Annotated in this window: 12 protein-coding genes; 9 read left to right on the forward strand and 3 right to left on the reverse strand. The window is 53.8% G+C overall.

The window, feature by feature from the left end:
• Nucleotides 1-27: 27 nt before the first annotated feature.
• The 3 genes from HUF19_RS07965 to HUF19_RS07975 are packed head-to-tail and all read right to left on the reverse strand — an operon-like array spanning nt 28 to nt 2,903.
• The gene (locus tag HUF19_RS07965) at nt 28-981 is read right to left on the reverse strand and encodes a bifunctional enoyl-CoA hydratase/phosphate acetyltransferase (RefSeq protein ID WP_260999282.1); all 954 of its coding nucleotides are present in this window, start codon (nt 979-981) and stop codon (nt 28-30) included.
• 10 nt (nt 982-991) lie between these two features.
• Nucleotides 992-1,915 (reverse strand): universal stress protein UspE, encoded by a 924-nt coding sequence (gene uspE / locus HUF19_RS07970; RefSeq protein ID WP_260999283.1) that lies wholly within the window; start codon nt 1,913-1,915, stop codon nt 992-994.
• Between the two features lie 46 nt (nt 1,916-1,961).
• Nucleotides 1,962-2,903, reverse strand: coding sequence for a LysR family transcriptional regulator (locus tag HUF19_RS07975; protein ID WP_260999284.1), 942 nt, complete (start codon nt 2,901-2,903; stop codon nt 1,962-1,964).
• 135 nt (nt 2,904-3,038) lie between these two features.
• Here HUF19_RS07975 and leuC point away from each other — a divergent pair, with 135 nt between their 5' ends.
• The 9 genes from leuC to trpA all read left to right on the forward strand — a co-directional run bounded on the left by leuC (nt 3,039) and on the right by trpA (nt 14,589).
• Complete coding sequence (gene leuC / locus HUF19_RS07980; RefSeq protein WP_260999285.1) at nt 3,039-4,457, forward strand: 3-isopropylmalate dehydratase large subunit; 1,419 nt, start codon at nt 3,039-3,041, stop codon at nt 4,455-4,457.
• An 11-nt stretch (nt 4,458-4,468) separates the two neighbouring features.
• Nucleotides 4,469-5,110 carry a 3-isopropylmalate dehydratase small subunit gene (gene leuD, locus HUF19_RS07985; protein ID WP_230332018.1) on the forward strand — a complete coding sequence of 214 codons (642 nt, stop codon included), beginning with the start codon at nt 4,469-4,471 and terminating at the stop codon, nt 5,108-5,110.
• Between the two features lie 60 nt (nt 5,111-5,170).
• Nucleotides 5,171-6,256, forward strand: a complete 1,086-nt coding sequence (leuB, locus tag HUF19_RS07990; RefSeq protein WP_260999286.1) for a 3-isopropylmalate dehydrogenase — start codon at nt 5,171-5,173, stop codon at nt 6,254-6,256.
• Nucleotides 6,257-6,258: 2 nt separating this feature from the next.
• Nucleotides 6,259-7,383 carry an aspartate-semialdehyde dehydrogenase gene (asd, locus tag HUF19_RS07995; protein WP_260999287.1) on the forward strand — a complete coding sequence of 375 codons (1,125 nt, stop codon included), beginning with the start codon at nt 6,259-6,261 and terminating at the stop codon, nt 7,381-7,383.
• 255 nt (nt 7,384-7,638) lie between these two features.
• The gene (locus HUF19_RS08000; protein ID WP_260999288.1) at nt 7,639-10,788 is read left to right on the forward strand and encodes a FimV/HubP family polar landmark protein; all 3,150 of its coding nucleotides are present in this window, start codon (nt 7,639-7,641) and stop codon (nt 10,786-10,788) included.
• A 12-nt stretch (nt 10,789-10,800) separates the two neighbouring features.
• Nucleotides 10,801-11,631 (forward strand): tRNA pseudouridine(38-40) synthase TruA, encoded by an 831-nt coding sequence (truA, locus tag HUF19_RS08005; protein WP_260999289.1) that lies wholly within the window; start codon nt 10,801-10,803, stop codon nt 11,629-11,631.
• Nucleotides 11,632-11,723: 92 nt separating this feature from the next.
• Entirely contained in the window at nt 11,724-12,371 is a 648-nt protein-coding gene (locus HUF19_RS08010) for a phosphoribosylanthranilate isomerase (RefSeq protein ID WP_260999290.1), read from the forward strand.
• The gene (trpB, locus tag HUF19_RS08015) at nt 12,337-13,563 is read left to right on the forward strand and encodes a tryptophan synthase subunit beta (protein WP_260999291.1); all 1,227 of its coding nucleotides are present in this window, start codon (nt 12,337-12,339) and stop codon (nt 13,561-13,563) included. The genes HUF19_RS08010 and trpB overlap by 35 nt, the downstream gene beginning before the upstream one ends.
• Before the next feature lie 222 nt (nt 13,564-13,785).
• Nucleotides 13,786-14,589, forward strand: a complete 804-nt coding sequence (gene trpA, locus HUF19_RS08020; RefSeq protein ID WP_260999292.1) for a tryptophan synthase subunit alpha — start codon at nt 13,786-13,788, stop codon at nt 14,587-14,589.
• Nucleotides 14,590-14,592 lie beyond the last annotated feature (3 nt).

The raw sequence follows: 14,592 nt of genomic DNA on the forward strand, positions 1-14,592 counted from the left end.
GAGTTGCCCGGCAGTATAACGATAGCGCTATACCAATGGCAGGGCTGCTGCCTGTGCCAGTGCGCAGGATAAAAGCCGGCCGGCCATTTTTTCTGCTCGGCTGGTCAGCATAATAGGCACCCGTGCGCCCATTAATATTCCGGCTGCCTGAGCATTGCCTAAATAAATTAATTGCTTGGCCAGAATGTTGCCGGACTCCAGGTCTGGTGCAATTAAAATATCGGCGTCTCCGGCAACAGGTGAGTCAATGCCTTTGCTGTTGGCCGCCTCAAGGTTGATGGCATTGTCAAAGGCCAGGGGCCCGTCTAATAACCCGCCGACAATTTGTTTGCGGTCAGCCATTTTACACAGCGCTGCAGCATCCAGTGTGCTGGGAATGTCCGGATTGATTTTTTCGACGGCACTTAAAATCGCAACCTTAGGCAGGCTGATGCCCATTGCCTGAGCCATCTGAATGGCATTGCAGACGATGTCTTTTTTGGCCCGCAAATCAGGGTGAATATTAATAGCCGCATCGCTGATAAACAGCGCTTTGGGGTAAGACGGCACATCCAGATAATACACATGACTGATACGGCGCTCAGTGCGGATACCTGTGGTTTTGTGTAATACCGCACCCAGTAATTCGTCGGTCGACAGGCTGCCCTTCATTAATGCACGGACTTCTCCGCTGCGCACCAGGCTGACGGCTGCTTCGGCCGCTTCATGGCTGTGTTCGGTGTCGCGGATATCAATGTCAGACAGGTCAATATCATTCTGGGCTGCGCACTCACGGATTTTATGCTCAGGGCCGACCAGAATGGCCTGCATCATGCCCAGGCGGTGAGCCGCGAGGGCGCCTTTTAATGAATCTTCTGTAACCGGGTGTACTACCGCTGTTGGCAGTGCCGGGCGCAGCAGCGAGCGCTCAAATAAGCGGCGCATGTGCGGATGGCTGGCGGTCGCCGTTAATATTTCTTCCCTGATCAGATCAGCGGTCATACTCACGTCCTTAGTCTGCGTCTGGCTTAACACCATCGGATGGTTTTATGACAATGACATCACAGGCGACTTTATCGACCAGTAATTCAGCGGTGTTACCGATTAATACCCCGGCAATGCCTTCGCGCCCGACGGTGCCAACGACCACAACGTCGGCATCGATGTCTTTGGCAATACCAGCGATCACGCTGTCAGCATCACCTTCACCAATATGCACATGGTCGGGCTGAATATTGTATTTACGCGCCAGTGCAGCGCAGGCTTCTTCGTGTTGTTCGGTAATGTACTTCTGGATGTCATCCGGTGCGGTAACTTCGGGCACCATGGCAAAGGCGACGGCAACCAGCGGGTATGAGTTGGCGAGGTGCAGGTCGGTATCAAAATGATCGGACAGGTGCTCGGCAAAAGACAGAATATTATCGTTGATGATCTGGTGTCCGCTATCGCCGGAGGTCGCATCAACGGACGCCAATACACGGTTGTTGGTCCAGGGTTTGGCGGATTTTACCAGCATCACCGGTGCCGGGCAGTGGCGCAGCAGATTCCAGTCGGTGTGGGTGAAGATCCGGTCAAGCAGGTTGTGCGGCTGGGTACCTTTAATCACCAGATCAAAATCCTTATGGCGCATGGACTCGATGACAGCATCGTGCAGATGCTTTTGCCAGTGCACCTCGGTACTGATTGAAATGCTGTTTTCAGCCTCAGGCAGGAAGCTGTTGATCCACTTTTCCGATTTATCCAGCAGGGCCTGCTTCACCCGGGTACGGGTTTCCTGATCAAGGGATGAATGATCTTCGCAGTAAGCTTCGTAGGTATTTGTCAGCAGAGTCAGATCCGCTTCCAGAGACCGTGCCAGCCACAGCGCACGATCAAGCGCAATTTGCTCCGGGTGCTCGCTGTCCAATACGACCAGAATGTGATTGATATCCAGCATGACTTTCTCCTTAAAATAATGTGTCCGGCATGGGAATACCCTAACACTAGCGCTTTGCGCTTACACCGGCCTTGTTTTGGGTCATATTGTGTTGTGTTTGCAGCTCGTCATTTGCCGGAGGTGACAATATGTCTATGAAAGCCCGGGCAGCGTTACTGAGGGTGCGGTGACGCAAATGGATCAGTCCAAGCTGGCGCCGGATAGGTGCAGAAGGCCAGGGCAGCCGTACCAGTTGTTCGTCGAGCATGCTGTGCGGCAGCAGACTCCAGCCCATGCCGACAGAAACCATCATTTTAATGGTCTCCAGATAGTTGGTTGGCATAGGTGCATGCAGATTAAGCCCGGCCTGACGGAATACCCGCTCAAGCAGCTGGAAGGTAATGGTATCCGGCTCCGGTAAAATTGCTGGTGCCTGCGCCAGATCCTGCAGGCTGAGTTGTGCAATGGCTGCCAGCGGGTGGCCGGGAGCACACACACATACCATGTCATCCTGCCACAGCGGCAGGGCTTCAATACCCTCCGGAACCTGATCATTGTTGGCTTCCAGTGTGGTCAGGGCCAGCTCGACCTGACGCAGGTTGACCGCCTGGTAGGCCCGTTCCGAGCCCATAAAACTCAGGTTTAACTGGGCGGCCGGATAGCGGCTGACAAACTCCCTGAGTACCGGTGGTAAGCGGTGCAGGCCGATATGATGGCTGGTCGCCAGGGATAATACGCCACTGACTTCACCGCCCAGATTCATCAGCCGCAGCTCGGTGTCGGCCACCAGATCGAGAATCTGCCGCGCTTTAGGCTGCAGTGCATGACCTGCTTCGGTCAGACTGATGGTGCGGTTGTGGCGGTCAAACAGGGCATTACCCAGCTGCTGCTCCAGTAACTGGATGCGTTTGCTGACCGCTGACTGGGTCAGGTGCAGTTGTTCAGCGGCGAGAGAAAATGAGCGCTGTTCTGCAACGGCAAGAAAGGCTTTGAGTGCCTGGGTATCCATAGTCTGTGTCCGTGTGTGCTCTGTTTGAATTCCAGTTTGGAATTCAAACTAGAAATAATATGAATTTGAGTTGTTTAGCAGAAGGCGTATCCTTAGGCAATACCAAAAACATCCCTGATGAGAGAGGACATCCCGATGGCTGGGAAAACCCTGTATGACAAATTGTGGGAGCAGCACGTTGTTAAAGAACGTGATGACGGCACCGCGTTAATCTATATCGACCGTCAGTTGCTGCACGAAGTAACCTCGCCACAGGCGTTTGAGGGCCTGCGTATTGCCGGGCGTAAGCCATGGCGCCTGGACGCCAACCTGGCGACTCCGGATCACAACGTACCGACTACCTCGGCTGAGCGTGAATCCGGTATTGCCGGTATTCAGGACCCGGTTTCCCGTATTCAGGTGAAAACACTGGATGAAAACTGCGATGAGTTCGGCATCACTGAATTCAAAATGGCTGACAAACGTCAGGGCATCGTGCACGTGGTTGGGCCAGAGCAGGGTGCGACGCTGCCGGGCATGACCGTTGTCTGTGGTGATTCCCATACCGCGACTCACGGTGCTTTTGCCGCACTGGCGCACGGTATTGGTACTTCTGAAGTTGAGCACGTGCTGGCGACCCAGTGTCTGATTCAGCGCAAAATGAAAAACCTGCTGATCCGCGTCGACGGTGAACTGGGTGCCGGTATTACCGGTAAAGACGTTGTGCTGCACATCATTGGTGTGATCGGTACTGCTGGTGGTAATGGCACGGCGATGGAGTTCGGTGGTTCTGCCATCCGCTCACTGAGTATGGAAGCCCGTATGACCATGTGTAACATGGCCATTGAAGCCGGTGCCCGTGTGGGCATGGTTGGCTTTGATGACATTACCGCTGAATACGTAAAAGGCCGCCCTTACGCGCCGAAAGGTGAGCAGTGGGAGATGGCGCTGGCCGCCTGGAAAGATCTGGTATCCGATGAGGATGCGGTATTCGACAAGGTGGTCGAAATCCGTGCGGAAGATATCAAACCACAGGTTACCTGGGGTACCTCGCCAGAAATGGTCACCACCATCGACGGTACTGTGCCGACTCTGGACGATGCTGCAGATGAGGTTCAGCGCTCCGGTTTTGAGCGTGCGTATCAGTATATGGGTCTGACACCGGGTCAGAAAATCACCGATATTAAACTCGACCGGGTCTTTATCGGTTCCTGCACCAACTCCCGTATCGAAGATCTGCGTGCCGCCGCCGATGTGGCCAAAGGCCGTAAAGTGGCTGGCAGTGTGAAGCAGGCGTTGGTGGTTCCGGGGTCTGGTCTGGTGAAGGCGCAGGCTGAAGCTGAAGGTCTGGATAAAGTCTTTATCGAAGCCGGTTTTGAATGGCGTGAGCCGGGGTGCTCCATGTGTCTGGCGATGAACGCCGATAAGCTGGGCAACGGTGAGCATTGCGCGTCTACTTCGAACCGTAACTTCGAAGGTCGTCAGGGCTATGGTGGCCGTACTCATCTGGTGAGTCCGGCGATGGCCGCGGCGGCCGCGATTGCCGGTCACTTTGTTGATGTGCGTGAGTTATAAGGGGAGCAAAGATGAAACCATTTACCGTACATAAGGGTATTGCTGCCCCGATGGATCGTGCCAATATCGATACCGATATGATCATTCCCAAGCAGTTTCTGAAGTCGATCAAACGCAGCGGCTTTGGCCCGAATCTGTTTGATGAGCTGCGCTATCTGGACGAAGGTCAGCCGGATGCGGATAACTCCGGTCGCCCGCTGAATCCGGACTTCGTGCTTAATCAACCACGTTATCAGGGCGCGTCTGTGCTGCTGGCACGGGAAAACTTTGGTTGTGGCTCCAGTCGTGAGCACGCTCCCTGGGCGCTGGAAGACTTCGGTTTCCGTGCGATTATTGCACCGAGCTATGCCGATATTTTCTTTAATAACAGCTTTAAAAACGGCCTGTTGCCGATCGTGCTTGATGACGCAACGGTCGACCGTTTATTCAAAGCTGTTGCGGCGAATGAAGGTTATGAGCTGACCATCGATCTGGCGCAGCAGAAAGTGATTACCCCGGATGGCGAAGAAATCCCGTTCGAGGTAGATGCCTTCCGTAAGCACTGTCTGCTCAACGGTCTGGATGATATTGGTCTGACGCTGCAGGATGCGGATGATATCCGTGCCTATGAGCAGAACCGTCGTCAGCAGGCTCCCTGGCTGTTTGGCGCCTGAAACTGAAATTGATTATCTGCCGGGTGCGCAAGTGCCCGGCTTCTGATTCTGGAAAATGACATGTCTAAAAATATTCTGATTCTGCCGGGCGACGGCATTGGTCCTGAAATTGTTGCTGAAGCGGTTAAGGTGCTGGACGTTGTTAATCAGCGTTTTGATCTGGGCCTGAATATGGAACACGCGCTGGTGGGCGGTGCCGCTTATGATGAGTTTGGCACGCCGCTGCCGGATGTGACCATGGATAAAGCCCGTGCCGCAGATGCGATTCTGTTGGGGGCGGTGGGTGGTCCTAAGTGGGATAACCTTGAAGATCGCGAGCTGCGTCCGGAAAAAGGCCTGCTGGGTCTGCGCTCTGGTCTGGAGTTGTTCGGTAACCTGCGTCCGGCGATTCTGTATCCGCAGCTGGCGGATGCCTCTTCGCTGAAGCCTGAAGTGGTTTCCGGTCTGGATATTCTGATCGTACGTGAACTGACCGGTGGTATTTACTTCGGTAAACCACGCGGTATCCGCACGCTGGAAAACGGCGAGCGCGAAGGTTACAACACCTACGTATACAACGAATCAGAAATTCGCCGTATCGCTAAGGTCGCGTTTGAATCGGCGCAGAAACGCGGTAAAAAACTGTGCTCGGTCGATAAAGCCAACGTGCTGGAAGTAACCGTGCTGTGGCGCGAAGTTATGAACGAAGTGGCAAAAGACTACCCGGATGTTGAACTGTCACATATGTACGTTGATAACGCAGCGATGCAGCTGGTTCGTGCACCAAAACAGTTCGATGTGATGGTCACCGGCAATATGTTTGGTGATATTCTGTCGGATGCAGCTGCAATGTTGACCGGTTCGATCGGCATGTTGCCATCGGCGTCTCTGGATAAGAACAACAAGGGTATGTACGAACCTTGTCATGGTTCTGCTCCGGATATCGCCGGTCAGGGAATCGCTAACCCGCTGGCGACGATTTTGTCCGCCGCGATGATGCTGCGTTATTCTCTGAATCAGGCTGAAGCGGCCGATGCTATTGAACTGGCAGTGAGTAAAGTGCTCGATCAAGGTCTGCGTACCGGTGATATTTTCTCCGCGGGCATGACCAAAGTAAGTACCAAAGAAATGGGTGAGGCAGTAGTAGCTGCCCTGCAAGAGGTTTAAAAATGGCTTTGCAAAAAGTAGGTTTGGTAGGCTGGCGCGGCATGGTGGGTTCCGTGCTGATGCAACGTATGCAGGAAGAGGGTGACTTTGACCTGATTCAGCCGGTGTTTTTTACCACCTCGCAAAAAGGGCAGGCCGCGCCGCAATTTGGCGGAAAAGATTGCGGTCTGCTGGAAGACGCATTCGATATTGATACGTTAAAAGCTCTTGATGTGATCATTACCTGTCAGGGGGGTGATTACACCAAGGAAGTTTATCCGAAACTGCGTGCTGCGGGTTGGGATGGTTACTGGATTGATGCAGCCTCTTCGCTGCGCATGGCGGATGACGCTATCATCGTGCTTGATCCGGTTAACCTGAATGTGATCGAAAACGGCATCAAAACCGGCATCAAGACCTATGTCGGCGGTAACTGTACCGTCAGTCTGATGCTGCTGGCGTTGGGCGGTCTGTTTGAGAAAGGGCTGGTGGAGTGGGTTGCTCCGCAGACCTATCAGGCAGCTTCCGGTGCCGGTGCGCAGAATATGCGCGAGCTGATCAGTCAGATGGGCGCTATTCACGCTAATGTGAAAGATAAACTGGATAACCCGGCTTCGGCCATTCTGGAAATCGATCAGCAGGTTGCTGAATTCATCCGCAGTGATGAATATCCGAAAGCTCAGTTCGGTGCGCCGCTGGCGGGCAGTCTGATTCCATACATCGACTCGCAGCTGGAATCCGGACAGAGCCGTGAGGAGTGGAAAGCTCAGGTGGAAGCCAACAAGATTATGGGAACATCGGCTGCGCCGGTTCCGGTGGATGGTTTATGCGTTCGTGTGGGGGCAATGCGCTGCCACAGTCAGGCAATTACCATCAAGCTTAAGCAGGATTTGCCGGTTGCTGAAATCGAACAAATTCTGGCGGCTCATAATGAGTGGGTGAAGGTTATTCCGAACGAGCGTGAAGCCAGTATGCAGGAGCTGACGCCGGCTAAAGTGACCGGTACGCTGAGCATTCCGGTTGGCCGTATCCGCAAGCTGACCATGGGGCCTGAGTATATCTCGGCCTTCACTGTGGGGGATCAGTTGCTCTGGGGGGCGGCCGAACCACTGCGCAGAATGTTACGCATTCTGCTCAAGAGTGCCTGATTTGGCAGATTGAAAACGGGGCTTAGCCCCGTTTTTTTCATTTATTTTCTCTAAAATGTGACCTAACTCGTTCTTTCCTATCGTATTTGTTTTGGTGCCAGAGGCCAAAAGATTGCGTAATCCCGTTTTATATTTGATACTTACGGCGCTTATGAACGGAATCTATAAGTAAGCTGGGTCAGGAATATCTCGACGAAATTGTTTTTCGATACTATACGGGGCGAATAATCGCCGTATGACAACAAGGAAGCACCAATGAAGCGCCTACTTGCGAACACCTTAATGCTGGTCGGAGGATTGACGGCCTCATCTCAGCTACTGGCGTTGGGTTTGGGAGAACTGACTCTCAAGTCGGCACTGAATCAGCCTCTGCAGGCAGAAATCGAGCTGGTTGAAACCGATGGCTTATCGCAATGGGAAATTAAACCGGCTCTGGCATCAGCCAGTGACTTTGAACGCGCAGGCGTTGACCGTTTATATTTCCTGACCAAAATCACATTCAAAGTTGAAGGTGATCGTGTGGTATTGACCTCACGAGAGCCGGTTAACGAACCGTTTCTTAACTTTCTGGTTGAACTGAACTGGCCGTCCGGTCGTGTGCTGCGTGAGTACACCCTGTTGCTGGACCCGCCAACCTTCCAGGAAGAATCCATCCGTCCGCTGGTGACGAGTCCTGCGGGTCAGGGTGCTGTTGTCAGCTCTCCGGCTGAAAGCGGCACTGCAACCATTGCGGCTCCGGCACAGCCTGTTGCGGTTAATCGCTGGGACAGTGAGCCGGCAGCGCCGGGCACCTACAAGGTTCAGCCGGATGACACTCTGTGGCAGATTGCTCTTGAGACCCGTCCTGCCAGTGGTGTAACGCCGCAACAGATGATGCTGGCTATCCAGAATGAAAATCCGAATGCCTTTATTGCCGGCAATATTAATCGCCTGAAAACGCATCAGGTGTTGCGTATTCCGGATGCAGAAGCCATCAAGCGGGTGTCGTTTGGTCAGGCTGTTGCAGAGGTCGATCGTCAGAATCGTGCACTGAATGCCGGTGCTGCGCAGATTGATGCGACCGGACGCCGTGGTGCGGCAGGTGCAGCGGCAACCGCCAAAGATGGTGGTGAGGTTCGTCTGTTATCGGCTCAGACTGATGATTCTGACTCAGCAGGCACCAGTGGTGATATTGGCCAGGGCACAGGCAGTGGTCGTCAGCAGGCGCTGGAAAATGATCTGGCCATCGCGCTGGAAAATGTCGATAAAAGCCGTCGTGAGAATCAGGAGCTGCGTGAGCGCCTGGAGTCTCTGGAAGAACAGATTAATACCCTGCAGCGCCTGATCTCGCTGAAGGATGATCAGTTAGCAACTATGCAGGTTGATGGTGCTCAGCAGGCTGCTGAGGCAACGGAAGCTGCTCCTGCCGATGTTGCGTCTGCTGAAACAACGGAAGCTGCAACAGACGTTGCGCCTGAAGCTGCCCCGGCTGCGGATGCTGACGCCGCTCAGGGAGAAGAGAACATTGATTTTAATTATGCTCAGCCAGCGGATAATACTGCGGTAACCGCCACTGACGTTGCACCGCAAAGTGAAGCTGAAGCAGCGGCAAAAGCAGCTGAAGAACAGGCGCGTCGTGACCGTGTTGCAGCCATGCTGGCGCAACAGGAAGCTCAGCAGCGTCCTAAGCCAGGACTGATGGATCAGATGCTGCGTAATCCTCAGTATCCGCTGGCCGGATTTGGTGTGCTGGTTCTGCTTGGTCTGCTGATTGCCCGTGCACTGAAACAGCGTAAGGCTGCCAAGCAGGAAGAAGAATTCAATGGCGAAGAGCTGGCTTTTGCTGATGTTGATGCCGATCCTTCCAGTCTCGATGATTTTGACTTTGAAGATGATCTGACAGCAGATAATGATCTGGATACCGATCATGCTGATATGGATCTGGGTGAAGGGTTGGATGACTCTGAACACCATGAAGAGCACTTCGAAACTGTTGCTCAGACGGAAGATGTTATCAGTGAGTCTGATATCTATATTGCCTATGGCAAATTTGAACAGGCAGTTGATCTGCTGTCTGATGCCATTGAAAAAGAACCAAGCCGCTCTGATCTGCGCCTGAAGTTGCTGGAAGTGTATGTTGAGATGGACGAGGCTGAAGCTTTTGCGGTTGCTGAGGCGGGTCTGAATCAGTTGGGTGACCGTGCAGCATCTCAACAGGCTGAGCAGTTGCGCAACCGTCTGTCATCACCAATCGCTCCGGCGGCTGCTCTCAGTGCTCTTGCGGCTGATACTGCTGCTGATGCGGGTCTTTCTCTGGATGATGATATACCTGCACTGGATGATTCCATGGGTGAGGATTTTGCTGACGCCCTGGACTTTGGTGATGCGCTGGATCTTTCTGAAGATATGCCTGAAGAAAGCTCTGATGCGGTACTGGATCTCGGTGCATCTGACTCCGGCCTGGAAGAAGTTCCGACGCTGGATCTGGATGATGGTCTTGAGTTCGACCTGAACGAGTCTGCTCCGAAGCTTGATGCTGAGGTTGAAGACGCGGCGGATGATGAATTTGATATTGCTGCGGAGCCTTCTTCAGAAGGTGATGGTCTTGAATTTGATCTGGGTGATTTTGATACGGAAACTCCGGTAGCTGAAGAAGCTGCTCCAGTTGTGACCGAAGATGACGATCATTCGCTCGACTTTGATCTGGGTTCCTTGTCTGCAGATGATTCGGCTGAAGCTGAGCCTGTTGCGGAAAGTAGTGATACGGCTGCAGCGGATGATGATTTCAGTCTGGATTTTGATGGTGGTGATCTGACGTCTGCCGCGGCTGATTCCGATCTTTCTGATCTGGAAAGTCTGCTGGACGGAGATGCGGCGGGTGCCGGTGAGTTATCTGACCTTTCATTCGATATGGAAGAAAATACCGGTTTTGCTCAGGCCGAAGGTGATGATGACCTGAAAGCGCTGGAGCAGGAACTGGATGCTATGGCGACATCGCCTGTTGCCGACGCGGAAGATGATTTCTCGTTTGAAACCAGTGACTCTGACGATGACTTAAGCGCTCTGGCTGCAGAGGGTGGGGATTCTGATGATGTGATGGATTTCTCTGCTGATCTGGCGGATCTCGACTCCGAACTGGAAGGTGAGGAAGTTCCGGTTGTTGATGATCAGCTGGAAGTGCCTCAGGTTGCTGGTTCGGGCGCTGTGGATAATGCAGACATCGATCTGGATGAGCTGGCGGCTGCGGATGATGAATTCGACTTCCTGGCTGGCACCGATGAGTGTGCAACCAAGCTGGATCTGGCCCGAGCTTATATTGACATGGAAGACTTTGATGGTGCCCGTGAACTGCTGCAGGAAGTGGTTCAGGAAGGCTCGGATCAGCAGAAAGCGGATGCCCGCAGTCTGATGGATAATCTGGCCTGATAGAGTCTTTTAATGTCTGGTTTTACCTCCGGTGTGCAGCGTTACGCTGCCATCGTGGAATATAACGGTGCCCGTTTCCACGGTTGGCAGAAGCAAAAGCATCACAACGAACCCACCATTCAGGCCGCTCTTGAAGCGGCCATTTCAAAAGTAGCTAATCACCCGGTTGAGATCGCATGTGCAGGGCGTACCGATGCCGGTGTGCATGCGACCCGTCAGGTAATTCATTTCGACAGTCATGCCGTGCGTACGGAATACAGCTGGCTGATGGGTGTGAATACCAATCTGCCTGATGGTATTGCACTGCAATGGGTGTCTCCGGTTGATGGGGAGTTTCACGCGCGTTTTAAAGCCCGTGCCCGCCGCTATCGTTATCTGATCAATAATTCTCCGACTAAGCAGGCGCTGCAGCACGATCAGCTGACCTGGTGGCGTTACCCGCTGGATGCGGAGCGTATGCACGAAGCGGCGCAGGCATTGATTGGTGAGCATGACTTCTCGGCCTTCCGTGCCAAAGATTGCCAGGCGAAATCACCGGTCAAAACCATGCATCATATTCAGGTGAAGCGCTGGGGTAATATCATCATGCTGGAGCTGGAGTCCAGTGCGTTCCTTTATCATATGGTGCGCAATATTGTTGGTGTCCTGCTGCCAATCGGGGAGGGGCATAAGCCGGTGGAGTGGATGGCTGAAGTGCTGGCTACCCGCGACCGCAAGCAGGCCGGTGTTACCGCTCCGGGAGAAGGGCTGTACTTTGTCGGTGTGGATTATCCGGAACAGTTTGATATTCCCTGTAAGCCTTATGGTCCGGTTCTGCTTGAGCCGGTTCTGAGTCTGGTCTGAGTCGCACCTGATCCTCTTTCTGGGCAATGCTGGCGTGGTGAATGTCAGCGCCTGCCTTGCTATCATGCCGGCTTTATTGTCCGGAAGTCGTTATGTCTGCCTCCTATCGCCGCACCCGAATTAAAATCTGTGGTCTGACCCGTGCCGAAGATGCCGCCGCCGCTGTCGCAGCAGGAGCTGACGCCATTGGTCTGGTTTTTTATGCGCCCAGCCCGCGCGCTGTGGATATCGCCATGGCGCAGGCGGTGGTCGCAGCGGTTCCGGCTTTTGTTACTGTGACCGCGTTATTTGTGAATCCGGATGCTGCTGAGGTGCAAAATGTTCTGGATAGCGTTAGAATCGATCTACTTCAATTCCACGGTGATGAAGAACATGACTTCTGCAGTCAATTCAATCGTCCCTACATCAAAGCCCTCCGTATCCGGCAAGCGTCGGATGTGGTGGAGGCGTGCCTGCGCTTCCCAGGCGCACTGGCAATTCTGCTAGACAGCTATAAGCCGGGTGTTCCCGGCGGTACCGGCGAAACCTTCGATTGGGCGCTGGTACCTGATCAGCAAACCAAACCAATTATTCTTGCCGGTGGTCTGACCCCCGAAAACGTTGGCCTTGCGATCCGTCAGGTGGCTCCCTTTGCTGTGGATGTCAGTGGTGGGGTCGAGGCGGCCAAGGGTGTGAAAGATCACGGCAAAATGACAGCATTTGTTAATGAGGTGTACTGTGTCGACCAACAATCCTTTTGATCTCGACCTGCCCGATGCGCGTGGCCATTTTGGTATTCATGGCGGCCGCTTTGTTTCTGAAACCCTGAGCGCTGCGCTCGATGAGCTGGAAACAACCTATAAAAAACTGCGTGACGATGCCGATTTTCAGGCTGCTTTCGATAAAGACCTGGCCCATTATGTTGGCCGTCCGTCGCCGCTGTATCTGGCCGAGCGTCTGACCGCCCATTGTGGTGGCGCACAGATTTATCTGAAGCGTGAAGACCTGAACCATACCGGTGCGCACAAGATCAACAACACCATTGGTCAGGCGTTACTGGCCAAGTTTATGGGTAAAAAGAAAGTCATCGCCGAGACCGGTGCCGGTCAGCACGGCGTGGCTTCAGCTACCGTTGCGGCACGTTTTGGCCTTGAGTGTAAAGTCTTTATGGGCTCGACCGACGTTGAGCGGCAGAAGCTGAATGTATACCGCATGAAGCTCTTAGGCGCCGAAGTTGAAGCGGTTGAATCCGGCACTAAAACCCTGAAAGACGCCATGAACGAAGCCATGCGCCACTGGGTAACCAACGTTGATGATACTTTCTACATCATCGGTACCGCGGCGGGTCCGCACCCGTACCCGATGCTGGTGCGTGATTTCCAGAGCGTGATCGGCCGCGAAGTGCAGCGCCAGAGTGTTGAGCAGTTCGGCCGTCAGCCGGATGCGCTGGTTGCCTGCGTTGGCGGTGGTTCGAATGCGATTGGTCTGTTCCACCCTTACATCAAGCATCCTGAAGTGGCTATGTACGGTGTTGAAGCCGGTGGTCTGGGTCTGGATGGTGACGATCACGCGGCGCCGCTGAGCAAAGGCCGTCCGGGTGTGCTGCACGGTAACCGTACTTATCTGATGGAAGATGAGAATGGCCAGATTATGGGCACGCATTCCATTTCTGCCGGTCTGGATTATCCGGGTGTGGGGCCTGAGCACAGCTGGTTGAAAGATGTCGGTCGCGCCCAGTATGTAGCGGCAACCGATGATGAGGCGCTGGATGCCTTCCATAAGCTGACTCAGCTGGAAGGTATTATGCCGGCACTGGAGTCTTCCCATGCGGTGGCTTATGCGATGAAGCTGGCGGCGACCATGAAGCCGGATCAGGTGATTGTTGTGAACCTCTCCGGTCGTGGTGATAAAGATATTCATACGATTGCCACTTTGGATGGAGTCACCGCTTAAGCCGCTCGGTGCTATTGCGCTCGAAGCTACGGCGTTAAGAAACAGCTCAAGATGCTCATGTAGGAGATCTACACTCCGCTCTTTCGCTGTTTCTTGCCTTGTATCTTCATCGCTCATAACGCCCCGTGCCTCTGGGGTGCAGTAGCCAGAAGACCAAGCAAAAACAATTTTATCGCTCAGCGGAGATGTCCGCTGAGGTTAAACAGAATTCAGGAGACTGAGATGTCCCGTATTAAAAATGCATTTGCCAGCCTGGAAGCTCAGGGTAAAAAAGCGCTGATTCCCTACATTACCGCTGGCGACCCACAGAAAGACGCAACCGTACCTATGATGCACGCACTGGTTAACGCCGGTGCCGATATTATTGAACTGGGCGTGCCGTTTTCCGATCCGATGGCGGATGGCCCGACCATTCAGCTGGCCTGTGAGCGCGCGCTGGCGCACAACACCTCGTTGCACGATGTGCTGGCGATGGTAGCGGAATTCCGTACAACCAACAGCAGCACCCCCGTTGTGCTGATGGGCTATCTGAATCCGGTTGAGCGCATGGGCTATGAAGCCTTTGCTGTCGCTGCGGTTGAAGCCGGTGTTGATGGTGTATTGATGGTTGATCTGCCTCCGGAAGAAGCCGTAGATGTTGAAGGATTCTTCAAATCCCGTGATCTCGACATGATTTACCTGATCGCGCCGACCACCAAAGACGAGCGTATTGAGCGTATCGGCCATGCCGGCAGCGGCTATGTCTATTACGTATCGCTGAAAGGCGTAACCGGTTCCAAAGCGCTGGATGTCGATGACGTTGCGCGCAATCTGGAACGTATCCGCAAGCATGTTTCTATCCCGGTTGGTGTCGGCTTTGGTATCAATACCGGCGAAACCGCAGCGGCCGTCAGTAAGGTGTGTGATGGGGTGATTGTCGGTTCTGCCATCGTTAACCTGATCGCAGCTAACGCTGATAATGCCAAAGCGGCGCAGGATGCGGTATCTGCTCTGGTTGGCAGCATGCGCACGGCACTGGATGCCTGAACG

The organism is Thalassolituus hydrocarboniclasticus (assembly GCF_025345565.1).
GTDB classification, from domain to species: Bacteria; Pseudomonadota; Gammaproteobacteria; order Pseudomonadales; family Oceanobacteraceae; genus Venatoribacter; species Venatoribacter hydrocarboniclasticus.